Annotated in this window: 16 protein-coding genes and 1 pseudogene; 8 read left to right on the forward strand and 9 right to left on the reverse strand. The window is 70.9% G+C overall.

Going from position 1 to position 14,743, the window contains the following annotated elements:
* From PH203_RS40680 to PH203_RS40690, 3 genes and pseudogenes are all read left to right on the forward strand, one after another.
* Positions 1-376: pseudogene (locus PH203_RS40680) on the forward strand (ABC transporter); the annotation flags it as partial.
* Positions 373-1,203 (forward strand): ABC transporter permease, encoded by an 831-nt coding sequence (locus PH203_RS40685; protein WP_289927024.1) that lies wholly within the window; start codon positions 373-375, stop codon positions 1,201-1,203. The pseudogene PH203_RS40680 and the gene PH203_RS40685, both read left to right, overlap by 4 nt.
* A gap of 212 nt (positions 1,204-1,415) precedes the next feature.
* Positions 1,416-2,666 (forward strand): hypothetical protein, encoded by a 1,251-nt coding sequence (locus PH203_RS40690; RefSeq protein ID WP_289927026.1) that lies wholly within the window; start codon positions 1,416-1,418, stop codon positions 2,664-2,666.
* A 29-nt stretch (positions 2,667-2,695) separates the two neighbouring features.
* Here PH203_RS40690 and PH203_RS40695 read toward each other — a convergent pair whose 3' ends face one another.
* The 3 genes from PH203_RS40695 to PH203_RS40705 are packed head-to-tail and all read right to left on the reverse strand — an operon-like array spanning position 2,696 to position 4,201.
* Complete coding sequence (locus PH203_RS40695) at positions 2,696-3,289, reverse strand: DUF4291 domain-containing protein (RefSeq protein ID WP_289927027.1); 594 nt, start codon at positions 3,287-3,289, stop codon at positions 2,696-2,698.
* A gap of 58 nt (positions 3,290-3,347) precedes the next feature.
* On the reverse strand, positions 3,348-3,686 hold the full coding sequence (locus PH203_RS40700; RefSeq protein ID WP_289927029.1) for a hypothetical protein: 339 nt from the start codon (positions 3,684-3,686) through the stop codon (positions 3,348-3,350).
* Entirely contained in the window at positions 3,683-4,201 is a 519-nt protein-coding gene (locus tag PH203_RS40705) for a DUF6232 family protein (RefSeq protein ID WP_289927030.1), read from the reverse strand. Before PH203_RS40705 ends, PH203_RS40700 begins: the two co-directional genes overlap by 4 nt.
* 287 nt (positions 4,202-4,488) lie before the next feature.
* Between PH203_RS40705 and msrA the strand changes: the two genes are divergently transcribed.
* Positions 4,489-4,995, forward strand: a complete 507-nt coding sequence (gene msrA, locus PH203_RS40710) for a peptide-methionine (S)-S-oxide reductase MsrA (RefSeq protein ID WP_289927031.1) — start codon at positions 4,489-4,491, stop codon at positions 4,993-4,995.
* A gap of 30 nt (positions 4,996-5,025) precedes the next feature.
* Here the strand turns inward: msrA and PH203_RS40715 are convergent, their stop codons facing one another.
* From PH203_RS40715 to PH203_RS40725, 3 genes are all read right to left on the reverse strand, one after another.
* A complete protein-coding gene (locus PH203_RS40715) occupies positions 5,026-6,030 on the reverse strand; it encodes a MerR family transcriptional regulator (protein ID WP_289927032.1) in 1,005 nt (334 codons plus the stop codon).
* Positions 6,031-6,049: 19 nt separating this feature from the next.
* Positions 6,050-6,715, reverse strand: coding sequence for a HEAT repeat domain-containing protein (locus PH203_RS40720; RefSeq protein ID WP_289927034.1), 666 nt, complete (start codon positions 6,713-6,715; stop codon positions 6,050-6,052).
* A 106-nt stretch (positions 6,716-6,821) separates the two neighbouring features.
* Positions 6,822-7,940 carry a hypothetical protein gene (locus tag PH203_RS40725; protein ID WP_289927036.1) on the reverse strand — a complete coding sequence of 373 codons (1,119 nt, stop codon included), beginning with the start codon at positions 7,938-7,940 and terminating at the stop codon, positions 6,822-6,824.
* 162 nt (positions 7,941-8,102) lie between these two features.
* On the opposite strand from PH203_RS40725, the gene PH203_RS40730 reads away from it, so the two are divergent.
* The gene (locus tag PH203_RS40730; protein ID WP_289927037.1) at positions 8,103-9,257 is read left to right on the forward strand and encodes a cystathionine gamma-synthase; all 1,155 of its coding nucleotides are present in this window, start codon (positions 8,103-8,105) and stop codon (positions 9,255-9,257) included.
* A 5-nt stretch (positions 9,258-9,262) separates the two neighbouring features.
* Here the strand turns inward: PH203_RS40730 and PH203_RS40735 are convergent, their stop codons facing one another.
* The 3 genes from PH203_RS40735 to PH203_RS40745 form a co-directional block, all read right to left on the reverse strand.
* On the reverse strand, positions 9,263-9,511 hold the full coding sequence (locus PH203_RS40735) for a hypothetical protein (RefSeq protein WP_289927038.1): 249 nt from the start codon (positions 9,509-9,511) through the stop codon (positions 9,263-9,265).
* Positions 9,512-9,566: 55 nt separating this feature from the next.
* On the reverse strand, positions 9,567-10,070 hold the full coding sequence (locus tag PH203_RS40740) for a sigma factor-like helix-turn-helix DNA-binding protein (RefSeq protein ID WP_289927040.1): 504 nt from the start codon (positions 10,068-10,070) through the stop codon (positions 9,567-9,569).
* Positions 10,071-10,710: 640 nt separating this feature from the next.
* Complete coding sequence (locus PH203_RS40745; protein ID WP_289927041.1) at positions 10,711-11,217, reverse strand: MarR family transcriptional regulator; 507 nt, start codon at positions 11,215-11,217, stop codon at positions 10,711-10,713.
* Positions 11,218-11,380: 163 nt separating this feature from the next.
* On the opposite strand from PH203_RS40745, the gene ilvA reads away from it, so the two are divergent.
* From ilvA to PH203_RS40760, 3 genes are all read left to right on the forward strand, one after another.
* A complete protein-coding gene (ilvA, locus tag PH203_RS40750) occupies positions 11,381-12,619 on the forward strand; it encodes a threonine ammonia-lyase (RefSeq protein ID WP_289927043.1) in 1,239 nt (412 codons plus the stop codon).
* A gap of 215 nt (positions 12,620-12,834) precedes the next feature.
* A complete protein-coding gene (locus PH203_RS40755; protein ID WP_289927045.1) occupies positions 12,835-13,845 on the forward strand; it encodes an ATP-binding cassette domain-containing protein in 1,011 nt (336 codons plus the stop codon).
* Entirely contained in the window at positions 13,842-14,699 is an 858-nt protein-coding gene (locus PH203_RS40760; RefSeq protein WP_289927046.1) for an ABC transporter permease, read from the forward strand. The genes PH203_RS40755 and PH203_RS40760 overlap by 4 nt, the downstream gene beginning before the upstream one ends.
* Positions 14,700-14,743 lie beyond the last annotated feature (44 nt).

Here is a 14,743-nt window from a genome sequence, read left to right on the forward strand (position 1 = left end):
CACCACCCAGTACCTGGAGGAGGCCGACGAACTCGCCGACCGTATCGCGGTGTTGAACGACGGCAAGATCGCCGCCGAGGGCACCGCGGAGGAGCTGAAACGCATGATCCCCGGCGGACATGTGAGGCTCCGCTTCACCGACCCGGCCGCCTATCAGTCCGCCGCCTCCGCCCTGCGTGAGACGACCCGGGACGACGAGGCGCTCGCTCTCCACATCCCCAGCGACGGCAGCCAGCGCGAACTGCGCGCCGTCCTCGACTGGCTGGACGCGGCCGGCATCGAGGCGGACGAGCTGACCGTGCACACCCCCGACCTCGACGACGTCTTCTTCGCCCTCACCGGCGGCACCGACCAGCCCGAGGAGGCTGTCCGATGAGCACCACCCTGGCAACGACTCCGGCCCCCGTCCGCCCGACCCGGATCTCCCTGGCCGTACGCGACTCGACGACGATGCTGCGCCGGAACCTGCTCCACGCCCGCCGTTACCCGTCGCTGACCCTGAACCTGCTGCTGACGCCGGTGATGCTGCTTCTGCTCTTCGTCTACATCTTCGGCGACGCGATGAGCGCCGGCATCGGGGGAGGCGGGGCGGACCGGTCCGCGTACATCGCCTATCTCGTCCCGGGCATCGTGCTGATGACCATCGGCTCCACCACGATCGGCACCGCCGTCTCGGTCTCCACGGACATGTCCGAGGGCATCATCGCCCGCTTCCGCACGATGGCGATCCACCGCGGCTCGGTCCTCATCGGACACGTCATCGGCAGCGTGCTGCAGTGCGTCGCGAGCGTGGTCCTCGTCGGGGCGGTGGGCATGGCGATCGGCTTCCGCTCGACGAACGCCACAGCCCTGGAATGGCTGGCGGCCTTCGCCCTGCTGGTGCTCTTCGCCCTGGCGATGACCTGGATCGCCGTCGGCATGGGCCTGGTCAGCCCGAACGCCGAGGCCGCCAGCAACAACGCCCTCCCGCTGATCTTCCTCCCTCTCATCTCCAGCACGTTCGTCCCGGTCGACGCGATGCCGGGCTGGTTCCAGCCGATCGCCGAGTACCAGCCCTTCACCCCGGCCATCGAGACCCTGCGCGGCCTGCTCCTCGGCACCGAGATCGGCCACAACGGCTGGCTCGCGGTCACGTGGTGCCTCGGCCTGGCGGCGCTCGGCTACTTCTGGTCGAAGTCGGTCTTCAACCGCGACCCGAGGTGACGGAAGAGATCAGCTGCTTGGCGCACGGGCGGCGTACCCCGACATCCGGGTCGGGGTACGCCGCCCGTGCGGTCGGGGTCCGCCGTCCATCCGGGTCGAGGTACGCCGCTCGTCCGGGCAACTGTCCGGGGTCGGCAGGAGTCTAGGGATCGCAGCGGTGTTCTCCCCGAGGGCACCCTCCGTTCACCCGCGCTCCGACAGAGGTTCTCCCCATGCCGACGACGCCCCCGCACGACCGTCGCACCGCCCGTGCCGCTGTTGCCGTCCTCGGTGCTGCCGGACTGATCGCGCTGGCCGCGGCGCCCGCTGCCGTCGCCGATGAACCCGCACCCGACCTGGTCGTCGGAGGCGTCGAGCCGATCGACGGGGTGACACCGGGGAGCACCTTCGACGTGTCGGCCACCGTGGCGAACAACGGCACCCGGGCCGCCGAGAAGGTGTGGATCACGTACGCCGTCACCCGGGGGCTCGACTTCGCGGAGGTCCCCTCCAACTGCCGGACCCAGTACATCCGGCCCTACGACGAGATGCCCGAGCGGTGGACCGCGGTCTGTGGCTTCGACCAGGCCGTCGAGCCGGGCGTCGTCTACACGACCGACAGGCCTGTCCTCGTCAAGGCACTGGACCGCGCCCTCCACGACGAGCTGCGCCTGCGCGTCGGGGAGAACGATCCGGGGGCCGACGACAACGGCACTGAGCCGGTGGCGGGAACCGCACCGACGGTGAAACTGGTCGAGAGCCAGACCGGGGACGAGGGGACTGCGCAGGTCGTCGATGTCCCCGTCACCTCCGTCAACACGGCCGACTTCCAGGTGACGGGTGCCGAGTTGAAGGGAAGCGTCGGTGAAACGCTGCCGATGAAGGTGGAGTTCACCAACGCCGGACCCGCCTGGGTCATGACCAAGCCGGGCGAGCCGTCCGTCAGAGTCGTGATCACACCGCCCGCCGGAACGTCGGTCGTCAAGATCCCCGGCTACTGCAAGGCCAAGGGCGAGACGTACGACTGCGGCACGAGCGAGCGGGCTCTGTACGAGGGCGGCCGGCTGACCTACGGCTTCAAGCTCAAGATCGACAAGCGGGTGCCGGACGCCAAGGGCACGGTGGCGCTGAGCACCGAGGCACGGCCGTCCGACCCCGACAAGGCCAACGACAAGGCCGACATCACGCTGGACGTCACGGGGGCGGACCCGACCGGTTCGCCGACCGGTTCGCCGGGCGGCTCGACCAGTGGCTCGACGGGCGGTTCGAACGGTGGCTCTGCGGGCGGTTCGAACGGTGGCTCGGCCGGATCGACCGGCGGCTCGTCGACCGGCGGCGACCTGACGCCTGCGAACGGCGGCAACCTGGCGGAGACCGGTTCCCCGGCCCTGCCGATCACGTACGCGGCCGCTGCCGCGGTGGCCACAGGGGCGGGACTGCTCGTCACCGTGCGCCGTCGTCGTCGGTCCGGAAGCCGGAGCTGACCCGCACCCGGCACGACCGGTCGACCCGCTCAGCCCTGCAGGTGGGCGACGAGCTCGTCTCCGACGGGATAGGGGCGTTCCCGGGGCAACAGCCGGGCGGCGGCGTCCAGATCACCGCTGCGGACGAGTGCGTGCATGTCGCGGGCGAGCGGGGTCACGTCCCGGATCCCGACCGTCCATTCGTCGGCGTACCGCCGTACGGCCTCGCCGGACAGCCCGAGTTGCAGGGACCGGTACGGCAACGCCTGCAGCCGCAGGTCCCGTTCGGGGTCCCACTGCACGCGAGCGGGCGCCCGCCTCAACTCACGCTGCCAGGCGGCGCGGTCGGGATGCACACCGCGTGTGAAGCTCGACAGACAGGCGTTGCGCAGCGCCCACTCGAATCCGTCCCGGGTGATGTCGATCGCGAGGACGGTCTCCTGCCCGTCCTTCGCACCCCAGCCGCAGCGGTACATCATCCACAGAAAGCTCGGCTTGATCCATGTCATCCGGTCCCGCTTCCACACAGCCGGGAACCGGCCCTCGCGGGCGGCGGGCAGGCCGATTTCCGGGCGGTATGCCTGATAGACGGTGACGGTGGATTCCGAATGGAGCGCTCGGATCCTGCGTTGCGGTTCTTGCATGGCGTACAGCGTGGGGCCGACGGGAGCCCGTCGGCCATTGATTTTCTTCCTGTTTCTTTCAGGAAGTGCCCAGGAGAGCCCTGACGGCGAGGATCACCGGCGCTCCTGTTTCCCCGATGAGGGTGGCGATTCCGGCGATCTGCCGGAGCAGTTTCCTGAACCGCTCCTCGGAAGGGTTCGCGCTGATCTCCTCGACGGACGCGTCCACTTCGGCCCGGTCGTGCTCGTCGAGGTGCGGCCGCAGCTTCTGGATCTCCCGCAGGAGGTCGTCGAGCGCCGGTGCCGTCGACTCCGCGGCCCGGACGTTCTTGCCGCCGGCCACGATGTCCCCGGAGCCGGTGTGCTCCGCCTTGCCGATGCTGCCGGCCCCGTACTGCTGGATCCGGTCGCCGCTCATGAGGCCACGATGTTGCCGGAACCGTTGTGCGTCGCCTTGCCCACGCTCCCGGCCCCGTACTGCTGGATGAGGTCGCCCTGCACGGCGTGCTGGACGTTGTACGTCACCTGCGCGATGTCCGGGTGGCCGATGGCCTTGGTGATCTCGATGACGAGGTGGTCGATCTCATTGGCGTCGGTGGACCACACGGCGTCACGCTGCGTACCGGAGGTGTTGAGCACCAGGCCGTACAGCGTCGGCTTGCTCAGGGTCGTGACCAGCCGCCACACCAGCAGAGCCTCCACGGCGAGCCATACGAGGACCCCGGGGGTTCCCATACCGGCGATCACGAACGAACCGAACACCAGCCAGATGAGAGTCCGCAGGATGAACTTCTTCCACGCCGCTCCCTTGTCGACCTCCAGCCTGCGCTGTCCGACGTGGGAGATGTTGCGCAGGGGATAGGCCTCACCCGTCACCCATAGAACGCCTTCATTCACCCGGACCTGAACTGTTGAGTGACTCGTTGCCACCATCTGCCTCCTCGGTTGGTTATCGGCGGAAACAAGCCGACAAGCGGGGACAGTAAGGGGAGCGGTTTCGGCTCCGTGAGCGATGATGTCTTTTAACCCAAATTGATCAGACCGGGGTCCATTGCATCCCTGCTTGCTCTCTCTCAGAGTTCGTGGATGACGGTGCCGTCGGGAAGCCGGCGTGGAATCGGCCGGACCCCTCGTGCGTTGAGGGGGGTGAGCACGGGACGTCGGTGGTGTGAGCACGGATGTGGCCCGAGTGACCGGACCGAGAGATTGGGAGGACCGTAATGGCTACGCAGAGGGCCGTGCTGGCGGGTGGATGCTTCTGGGGGATGGAGGAGCTGATCCGCAGGCTTCCGGGCGTGACGGCCACGCGGGTGGGATACACCGGGGGCGACGTGCCGAACGCGACGTACCGTAACCACGGCACGCACGCGGAGGCCATCGAGATCCTCTACGACCCCGCGCAGACCGATTACCGCGCGCTCCTGGAGTTCTTCTTCCAGATCCACGACCCGAGCACCAAGAACCGCCAGGGCAACGACATCGGCCTCAGCTACCGCTCGGCGATCTACTACGTGGACGACGAGCAGAAGCGGATCGCCGAGGACACCATCGCGGACGTGGACGCCTCCGGCCTCTGGCCCGGCAAGGTCGTCACCGAGGTGGAGCCGGTCGGTCCGTTCTGGGAGGCCGAGCCCGAGCACCAGGACTACCTGCAGCGTTACCCGGACGGCTACACCTGCCACTTCCCCCGCCCGGGATGGCGGCTGCCGGCTCGCACCGAGGGCTGAGCTCCGGGTCGCCCGGCGAACGGTGCACGCTCACCGTTCGCCGCGCAGCTGAAGAAGGTACGTCGCGGTCAGCGCAACGGCACGGTCCCCGTCGCACGACAGCTCCACGAGGGCACGTGAAGCCGTGCTCCCCGGGATGTCCGCCAGCGCCTGGGTGAGCCGTACACGCGCAGGCGCTTCGGTGGCCCCCGGCGTGAGGCGGCCGACGAGACCGGCAGCGATCTCGTCCGCCGTCGCACCGTCGCCCGCGAGAACGCTCAGCGCATCGGCCGCATCCGTGTCGTTCCGGCCGGCCACGATCATGTCGATCAGCGTCGGAACGGCCTCGGCCACGCCGCGCGTGCCCAGCGCCAGTGCCGCATGGCCGCGCACCACGGCGTCGGGGCTCGCGAGGGCGTCCCGCAGCCGGGCGCCGGCCTCCTCACCGGGCAGCTCGGCGAGGGACTGGACGGCGCGCTCCCGCACCGCCGCCTCCGGTGAGCCGAGGCCCTCGGCCAGCAGCGCGGTGCCGCCGTCGCCCGAGCGCGCGAGCGCCCAGCGCAGGGCTCCGGCGACGTTCGGGTCCGTCTCCCTCAGCACCGCCTCGACCAGCGCCTCCACCGGCACCGGAACCTCGCCAGCCGAGGAGAGGGCGGCGCGCTGGCGGGCGGCCGCACTCTTCGAGCCCAGCGCCCGGAGGAAGGCCACGGCCTGGAGGACGTCCTCCCAGCCGGCGGGTCCGGCCGCGTCGATCCGGCGCAGCCGGGTGAGCAGCTCGGTCTCGGCGGCGATGCGTTCACGGGTCTGACGGATGAGGTCGTCGACGAGCGCCGCGGGCGCGAAGCCGGGATCGTCGAGCGCACGCCCGATCTCCCGCAGCGACAGCCCCAGCGACCGCAGGCTCTCGATGTGGAAGATCCGCCGGATGTCGTCGTCGGAGTACTCCCGGTACCCGGAGCCCGTACGGCCCGACGGCCACAGCAGGCCCAGCGACTCGTAGTGCCGGAGCATGCGGGCGCTGACCCCGGACCGTCGCGCCACCTCACCGATCAACACGTCCTGAACGTCCCTCCTGTCATCCCTCCCGTCCGGACCCGCCCAGGGCCACGATGCGCTTCGCCTCCTCGACCGCGAACTCGAACCCGGCGTCCGGATCCCGCAGCAGCCGCTCCGTGGCGAGCGCGTGCGTGCGGGTACGCCGCCCGCCGGCCGCCGCCGCGGCATCGCGCAGCACCGGCAGTACGGCCTCCCCCAGAGCGACCAGCGCGCGGCTGAGACTCAGCTGCGTCTCCCGCCCGCCACGCCCGAGCTGCGTCGCCAGCACCGCGGCCAGCTCTGCCTCCGCACCCTCCGGCACGAGCACGACCGCGGCCCGCCAGGCACTGCGCGCCACCTCGTCGTCCTCGTCGGCGAGCAGCTCCCGCGTGATCGCCGGCCACGCCCGCCGGTCCCCGATCTTCGACAGCGTGTGCAGCGCCTGACTACGGGCCTGCGCCCGCTCCGAGCGGAGCTCGACGAGCAGCGCGGGGAGCGTCACGGACACCGGATGGCGGGTCAGCGCCCACGTCAGCATGTCGCGGACGAAGAACTCCGGCTCCACCGCGCAGCGCTCGACGAGCTTGCCGACGCCCCGCGGATCCGGCGCCGCACCGACCTCCATCGCGGCCCGCAGCCGCACCGAGGCCCGTCCGTCCTCCAGACCCCGCAGCGCCCGCACCCCAGCCGTGTCCTGCCCCGTCATGGTCACAGCGACCACCTCCTCGGCAAGGAGTGAAAGCCCTGTCACCGTGTCAAGGTCAAAGGCTCAACGGCGCGACTGCGCGTCCTCGCGCCTTCGCCGGGCCGCCTCAGTGCGGCAGCGTCGCCGGGCTCCCCCCGTTCGCCTCGTAACCCGCCACCGCCAGCGCACGGTAGACCGCGAACTCGGCCGCCGGGTCAGGGGAGAGCGTCCAGGGCAGGGCGCCCACATGGCCGTCGATGTGTATGAGCTGGTTCATGGCATCCTGCCAGCGCTCGCCGCGGACCAGGAAGAAGACCAGCATGTGGCGGACGTGCGCGAGCATCGGGTCGTCCGCGCGGGCGGAGTGCACGGCGTGCAGCGCGCCGTGGATCGCCTTGGTGACGACCTCGCTCTGGTAGAAGCCACTGACCAGGTTCACCTCGGGCAGGTGCTCGAAGACCGCGAACAGCGGCATCGCCGCCAGCAGGGAACCCTGCGGGGCGCGGGCCGCGGCCGCCTCCGCGAAGGACATCGCCAGCTCCCGCGAGCCGTGCCACTTCTCGCACCAGTAGTGCAGCGCCGCCAGATGCGCGCCCATGTGCGCCGGGGCACGGTCCAGGATCTTCAGCCAGAGCTGCTCGAACTCCTCGCGGGAGTACGCCAGTCCGCGGGCCACCGACAGCTCCACGATGTACGGGACCGGGTCACCGGGGGCCAGCAGCGCCGCCTCGCCGCACGCCGCCTTCGCCTCCTCCATGATGATCCGGAACGAGTCCGTGCCCGGCGTCGCCGTCCGCCACGCCTGCTGCACCAGGAACTCCGCGTGCACGGCGGCGCCGCCCGCGTCCTTGGGCTGCTCGGCCCGCCACACCCGCAGCCACTGACCGCCCGGCGACTCGCTCACCCCGCCCGGCCGCTGCGCCAGCTCCAGGGAGGCGGCGCCCGCAAAGGCCTGCACCCGCTGCCAGCGCACCTCGCCCGCCGCCTCGGTGCCCGCCAGCAGCTGGGAGGCCGCCCGGTGGTCCTGGGTGCGCTGCACCAGGTCCAGGACGTCCAGCAGGTCCTGGTCGGGGCCGGGCATGCGGACGTCCAGCTCCTCCTGCCGTACGAAGCCGTAGTTCGCGGGGTCCGCCGCGTCCGGGTGGCCCGGCGGGACCTGCTCGATCATGCCGCGCCTGCGCCGCAGAATCGGCAGCAGCACGAAGCCGAGCATGACCGCCGCCATCAGGACCCAAAGAATTTCCATGCCTCAAGCGTTCCAGACGCCGCCGACAATTGGCCAACCCGGTCCCCGGCCTGTGGAAAACTCCTCGCCCGCCGGCGCAGGGCAGGGGGAAAACCCTGCCGCGCCACCGCTCCACCCGCTCTGTACGACACCTTCCCCGCAAGCGGACTACGCTCGGTGCCCATGAGCGACAGGCACATCAGTCAGCACTTCGAGACGCTGGCCATCCACGCGGGCAACACGGCGGACCCCCTCACCGGTGCGGTCGTCCCGCCGATCTACCAGGTCTCGACCTTCAAGCAGGACGGCGTCGGCGGTCTGCGCGGCGGCTACGAGTACAGCCGCAGCGCCAACCCGACCCGCACCGCCCTGGAGGAGAACCTCGCCGCCCTGGAGGGCGGCCGTCGAGGCCTCGCGTTCGCGTCCGGACTGGCGGCCGAGGACTGCCTGCTGCGTACGCTGCTCAGCCCCGGCGACCACGTGGTCATCCCCAACGACGCGTACGGCGGCACGTTCCGGCTCTTCGCGAAGGTCGTCGCCCGCTGGGGCGTGGAATGGTCGGTCGCCGACACCAGCGACCCCGCCGCCGTCCGGGCCGCGATCACCCCGAAGACCAAGGCCGTGTGGGTGGAGACCCCCTCCAACCCGCTGCTCGGCATCACCGACATCGCCGCGCTCGCGCAGATCACCCGGGACGCGGGCATCAAGCTCGTCGTCGACAACACCTTCGCCACGCCCTACCTCCAGCAGCCGCTGGCGCTCGGCGCGGACGTCGTCGTGCACTCCCTCACCAAGTACATGGGCGGCCACTCCGACGTGGTCGGCGGTGCGCTGATCGTCGCCGACGAGGCGCTCGGCGAGGAACTGGCGTACCACCAGAACGCGATGGGCGCGGTCGCGGGTCCCTTCGACTCCTGGCTGGTGCTGCGCGGCACGAAGACGCTGTCGGTGCGCATGGACCGGCACAGCGAGAACGCCACGAAGGTCGCCGACATGCTGACCCGGCACGCGCGCGTGACGAAGGTCTACTACCCCGGCCTGGAGGACCACCCCGGGCACGAGGTCGCCGCCAAGCAGATGCGGGCCTTCGGCGGCATGGTGTCCTTCCTGGTCGCGGGCGGCGAGGAGGCGGCCGTCGAGGTCTGCAACCGCGCCCAGGTGTTCACGCTGGGCGAGTCCCTCGGCGGCGTCGAGTCCCTCATCGAGCACCCCGGCCGTATGACGCACGCGTCCGTGGCGGGCTCGGCCCTGGAGGTCCCCGCCGCGCTCGTACGCCTCTCCGTGGGCATCGAGAACGTCGACGACCTGCTGGAGGACCTGCAGCAGGCCCTCGGCTAGCCCGCTCAGAAGCCGGTCAGCGGTGGAGTCGTCTCCGACGGCGGCTCCACCCACGGGCGGGCCATCACCGCCCACACCACGAACGCGACGCTCGCCGCGAACAGCAGGAACCACATCAGCCGCAGGGCCGCCCGTCGGCGCCGCAGCATGCGGCCACCCCGCCGCACGACCTCCGCGTGCAGATCGGGCGGCACGGACGGCGACACCTGCTCCATCATCCGGCGTACGACGGCCTCACGCTCCGGCCGGTTCATGCCGGCACCTCCCTCTCCGCGCAACCCGCGGACCCGAACGCCGACCCGGACCCCCTCACGACGCCGCCACCTTCGCTCCCCGCACCTTCGGGGCGGGCCCCCTCGGCGGGTGCAGCAGTGTCGTCATCGCCCGCGCGCAGATGGCGCGGACGCGTTCCGTCGACAGGCCCAGCAGAGCGGCCGTCTGTTCCTCGGCGACACCCTCGTAGAGCCGCAGCACGAGGACGAGCCGTTCCTGCGGGGCCAGCCGGAACAGCGGGCTCGTGGGATGCGGGCGGGCGCCGCCCAGACCGCCGTACCGGTGCCAGGCGCCGCGGGCGAAGCGGGTGGCCAGGTACTGGCGGGTGCGATCGTAGGGGTCCTCGCCGCGCAGTCCGTCCCAGCACGCGTACGTGTGGGCGAGCGACAGTGTCAGCAGGCGCTGCGCGCGCGGGTTGTCGTCCGGCGCCTCCGCGGTCAGCAGCGTCGCGGCATGCAGCAGCCGCCCGGCCGCGCCCGCGACGAACGCCTGGAACTCCCGGGCCCTGCGGGCACTTCGGGACGCACGCCGTTGCCGCACCGCGCCTCCCGTCCGACAGCGACCTGTGAGGAAACGGGGCCCACGCCGAGTCCGGCCTACGAAACCGCACACGAATCGAGGACCCGGTCTCATATGAGGCCAGCGGTGGCCTCCGGGTCAAGAGCCGCGCGCCTGCGGAGCGCTGCGGATGCGGGGAACGTGGTGCGGCGCGTGCGGGGGGCGAGGTCCGGCCCACCCGGGAACTGCGGCTCCACGCGCGTGTGACGGGTTCGGAGCCGAGGTGGCTGCCGCGGTCGGGTGGGTGGCGTGCGGCGCGTGTGTGCGCCGGTTGCCCGGGGCCGGGCCGGCGGTGGCCTCCACGCGGGGCCTGTGCCCGTCCGGCCGCAGGGCGGCGTGTGCGTCGGAACGGCCCCGAGCGGAGCCCGCGCTCGGTCCGGCCGCGGGGCGACGGTGTGCCCTTCGGAACGGCTTCGCGCGGGGCGGCTTGAGCTCGGCCGGCCGCAGGGTGGCGTTATGCCCGTCGGAACGGCTTCGCGCGGTGATGGCTTCCGCGAGGGCCCGCGCTCGGTCCGGCCGTAGGGCGACGGCGTGCCCCTCGGAACGGCCCCGCGCGGGGCCTGTGCTCGTCCGGCCGTAGGGCGACGGCGTGCCCCTCGGAACGGATTCGCGTGAGGGTGGCTCAGGAGGCCTGTGGGGATTCCGCACCCGGCAGGCCCTGGGCCGCCATACGGGTGGAGAGCGCGGTGTTGAAGCGTGTGAGGAGCGTGCAGAAGGCCTCGCGCTCCTCGGGGCCCCAGTCGTGTGTCAGCTCGGCCATCAACTGACGCCGGGAGGACCGCACTTCCTCCAGCCGGGACAGCCCGCGCGGGGACAGCTGGAGCACCACGGCCCGTCCGTCCTCCGGGTGCGAGGTGCGCTTGACGAGCCCGGTGTCCACGAGCGGAGCGACCTGCCGGGTGACCGTCGACGAGTCGATGCCCATGCTCGCGGCAAGCGCCTTGACGCCCATCGGGCCTTCCTTGTCGAGGCGGTTGAGCAGCAGGTAGGCGGCGCGGTCCATGGAGTTGCGCACCTGCCCGACCCCGCCGAGTCGGGTCTGTTCGGCACGGCGGGCGAAGACCGCCACCTCGTGCTGCAGCGTGTCGAGGAGACCGGTGTCACCGACGGTCGTCATGTCCATCGACATTTCAGGTGTTGTGGGCATGGCCGGGGGCTCGCTTCAGGTAAAGGGTGCTGGGTTGGGGGACAGGGTACGCGGCCGGAAGGCGGGCCGTACCGGCGCTGCGCAAACCGGTCTCGGAGGTTGGTCACAGCGGCCGCTTGCGCCTGTGAACTGCGATGCTTGTGTCATGAGCTACGGCACGGCTGACTCCTTGCACTCCCTGCGGCCCGTCACTCTCGACGATGTGCGCGGCGCCCAGAAGATGCTCACCGGAGTGGCCCGGGTGACGGCGATGGAGGGCAGCCGGCACCTGTCCCAGCTGGTGGGCGCGCCCGTCCACTTCAAGTGCGAGAACCTCCAGCGCACGGGGTCGTTCAAGCTGCGCGGCGCATACGTCCGGATCGCCGGACTGCTGCCCGAGGAGCGCGCCGCCGGGGTGGTCGCCGCGAGCGCCGGCAACCACGCGCAAGGTGTCGCGCTGGCCTCGTCCCTGCTCGGCGTGCGGTCCACGGTGTTCATGCCGAAGGGCGCCCCGCTGCCGAAGATCAGCGCCACCCGGGAGTACGGTGCCGAGGTCCGGCTGCACGGGCAGGTGGTCGACGAGACGCTGGCCGCCGCGCAGGAGCACGCCGAGCGGACCGGCGCGGTGTTCATCCACCCCTTCGACCATCCCGATGTCATCGCAGGTCAGGGCACGGTGGGCCTGGAGATCCTGGAGCAGTGCCCGGAGGTGCGCACGATCGTCCTCGGGATCGGCGGCGGCGGTCTCGCGGCCGGTGTCGCGATCGCGGTGAAGTCGCTCAGGCCCGACGTGCGGATCGTGGGCGTGCAGGCGGCGGGCGCGGCGGCGTACCCGCCCTCGCTGGCGGCCGGGCGCCCGGTGTCGATCGAGAACCCGGCGACGATGGCGGACGGCATGAAGGTCGGGCGGCCCGGCGATGTGCCCTTCGAAATCATTGGCGACCTCGTGGACGAGGTGCGTACGGTGACCGAGGACGAGCTGTCCGCCGCGCTGCTGCTGAGCCTGGAGCGGGCCAAGCTGGTCGTCGAGCCCGCCGGCGCGAGCCCGGTCGCGGCGCTGCTGAGCGAGCCGGACGCCTTCGAGGGCCCGGTCGTCGCGGTGCTGTCCGGTGGGAACGTCGACCCGGTACTGCTGCAACGCGTACTGCGCCACGGAATGGCGGCACAGGGCCGTTATCTGGCCGTTCGGCTCCGGCTGACGGACCGGCCGGGGGCCCTGGCCACGCTCCTCGGGGTGTTGTCAGTGGTGGACGCTAACGTCCTCGATGTGAGTCACGTACGGACCGACCCACGGCTCGGGCTCACGGAGGCGGAGGTGGAGCTGCACCTGGAGACGAAGGGTCCGGAGCACTGCGCCGAGGTCGGCCAGGCCCTGCGAAACGCGGGCTACACGGTCATCGACTGAGGCGCCGGAGCGCCGAACTCCCAGCTCAGGAGCTTCTCCATCACTCGTTCGGGTAAGTTCGTTGAGAGACACGATACATCGCGTTATGGTGTGTCTCGCGGGAGATCTCGCGGGCGATCCGCCACCACCGCTCCGCCCGCTCCGCCGCCCATCGGGCGGAACGAAATACGCAAACCTAGGCTTTTCGAAGAATCCCCGAAGACGTGGAGACTCATATGCCAGGCGCCATCTACGCCGAAGGCCTGGTGAAGACCTTCGGCGACGTAAGGGCTCTGGACGGCGTCGACCTCGACGTGCCGGAGGGCACGGTGCTGGGCCTGCTCGGGCCGAACGGCGCGGGCAAGACGACAACCGTCCGCTGTCTGACCACCCTGCTGCGGCCCGACAGCGGCAAAGCGGTCGTCGCGGGCATCGACGTGCTCAAGCACCCCGACGCCGTGCGCCGCTCCATCGGCCTGTCCGGCCAGTTCGCGGCGGTCGACGAATACCTCACCGGCCGCGAGAACCTCCAGATGGTCGGCCAGCTCTACCAGATGAGGGCGAAGGCCGCGAAGGCCCGCGCGGACGAGCTGCTCCAGCAGTTCGACCTCGCCGACGCCGCCGACCGCCCCACCAAGACCTACTCCGGCGGTATGCGCCGCCGCCTCGACCTCGCGGCGGCCCTGGTGGTCTCACCACCCGTGATGTTCATGGACGAACCCACCACCGGCCTCGACCCGCGCAACCGCCAACTGCTCTGGGAGGTCATCAAACGGCTCGTCTCCGGCGGCACGACCCTGCTGCTGACCACCCAGTACCTGGAAGAGGCCGACCACCTCGCCCATGACATCGCCGTGGTCGACCACGGACGGCTCATCGCCCAGGGCACCTCCGACCAGCTCAAGGCCCGCACCGGCGGCGAGCGCGTCGAGGTCGTGGTGCACGAGCGCGAGGACATCACGACCGCGGTCGAGGTACTGCGCGGCCTCGGCAAGGGTGACGTCACCGTCGAGGAGCACACCCGCCGGCTCACCGTCCCCGTCAGCGGCGGCGCGAAGCTGCTGGCCGAGGTCATCCGTGAGCTCGACGTCCGCGGCACCGAGATAGACGACATCGGCCTGCGCCGCCCCACCCTCGACGACGTCTTCCTGTCCCTGACCGGACATGTGGCGGAGGCCAAGGAGACGGAGAACGGCGAGGCGGCCGAACCCAGGGGACGAGGCCCCAAGAAGGAGGCAGCCAAGTGAGCGCCGTCACCGACGCCGTACGCGTCGCCCCGTCCGCGAACCCGGTCGGTCAGTCCTTCCGGGACTCCATGGTCGTCGCGAAGCGCAACCTGATCCGCATGAGCCGGATTCCCGAGATGATCATCTACGGGCTCATCCAGCCCATCATGTTCGTGGTGCTCTTCACCTACGTCTTCGGCGGATCCATGCAGATCGGCGGCAGCACCAGCGCCACCGACTACAAGAACTTCCTGATGGCCGGCATCTTCGCGCAGACCGTCACCTTCGCCACCGCCAGCTCCGGTGCGGGCATCGCCGACGACATGCACAAGGGACTCATCGACCGGTTCCGGTCGCTGCCCATGGCGCGCGGCGCGGTGCTCACCGGACGCACCCTGGCGGACTCCGTGCAGACCGCGCTGACCCTGATCGTCCTCGCCGTGGTCGCGGTGCTGGTCGGCTGGCGTGTCGGGTCCAACGGCGACACCAATGCCGGAAAGGTCGTCGGCGCCTTCGCCCTGCTGCTTCTGCTCGGCTACGCCTTCACCTGGATCGGCGCCCTGATCGGGATGTCCGTCAGCACCCCCGAAGCGGCCACCTCCAGCGGGCTGATCTGGCTGTTCCCGGTCACGTTCATCTCGAACGCGTTCGTGGACACCAGCCACATGACCCCCTGGCTGCGCCATGTCGCCGACTGGAACCCGTTCAGCGCCACCGTCCAGGCCTGCCGCGAGCTCTTCGGCAACCCGGGAGTCTCGCCCTCCGACGCCTGGCCCATGCAGCACCCGGTGTGGGCGTCACTGATCTGGTCGGTCGCGATCATCCTCGTCTTCCGCACGCTCGCGGTCCGGAAGTACCGCCGGGCGGACGGTTGACAGATGTCCGGACAGGTCCGACTGTCCCGGCCAGAAGGGCGGCG

The sequence above is a fragment of the Streptomyces sp. S.PB5 genome, assembly GCF_030403745.1.
Lineage (GTDB): Bacteria > Actinomycetota > Actinomycetes > Streptomycetales > Streptomycetaceae > Streptomyces.

Excerpts from the sequence above, each read along its gene's own strand:
- ilvA (WP_289927043.1), top strand. The coding sequence starts at position 11,381 with ATGAGCTACGGCACGGCTGACTCCTTGCACTCCCTGCGGCCCGTCACT.
- PH203_RS40705 (WP_289927030.1), bottom strand. The coding sequence starts at position 4,201 with ATGGTGGCAACGAGTCACTCAACAGTTCAGGTCCGGGTGAATGAAGGC.
- PH203_RS40745 (WP_289927041.1), bottom strand. The coding sequence starts at position 11,217 with ATGTCGATGGACATGACGACCGTCGGTGACACCGGTCTCCTCGACACG.
- PH203_RS40730 (WP_289927037.1), top strand. The coding sequence starts at position 8,103 with ATGAGCGACAGGCACATCAGTCAGCACTTCGAGACGCTGGCCATCCAC.
- PH203_RS40690 (WP_289927026.1), top strand. The coding sequence starts at position 1,416 with ATGCCGACGACGCCCCCGCACGACCGTCGCACCGCCCGTGCCGCTGTT.
- PH203_RS40725 (WP_289927036.1), bottom strand. The coding sequence starts at position 7,940 with ATGGAAATTCTTTGGGTCCTGATGGCGGCGGTCATGCTCGGCTTCGTG.
- PH203_RS40700 (WP_289927029.1), bottom strand. The coding sequence starts at position 3,686 with ATGAGCGGCGACCGGATCCAGCAGTACGGGGCCGGCAGCATCGGCAAG.
- PH203_RS40685 (WP_289927024.1), top strand. The coding sequence starts at position 373 with ATGAGCACCACCCTGGCAACGACTCCGGCCCCCGTCCGCCCGACCCGG.
- PH203_RS40755 (WP_289927045.1), top strand. The coding sequence starts at position 12,835 with ATGCCAGGCGCCATCTACGCCGAAGGCCTGGTGAAGACCTTCGGCGAC.
- PH203_RS40720 (WP_289927034.1), bottom strand. The coding sequence starts at position 6,715 with ATGACGGGGCAGGACACGGCTGGGGTGCGGGCGCTGCGGGGTCTGGAG.
- PH203_RS40735 (WP_289927038.1), bottom strand. The coding sequence starts at position 9,511 with ATGAACCGGCCGGAGCGTGAGGCCGTCGTACGCCGGATGATGGAGCAG.
- PH203_RS40695 (WP_289927027.1), bottom strand. The coding sequence starts at position 3,289 with ATGCAAGAACCGCAACGCAGGATCCGAGCGCTCCATTCGGAATCCACC.
- msrA (WP_289927031.1), top strand. The coding sequence starts at position 4,489 with ATGGCTACGCAGAGGGCCGTGCTGGCGGGTGGATGCTTCTGGGGGATG.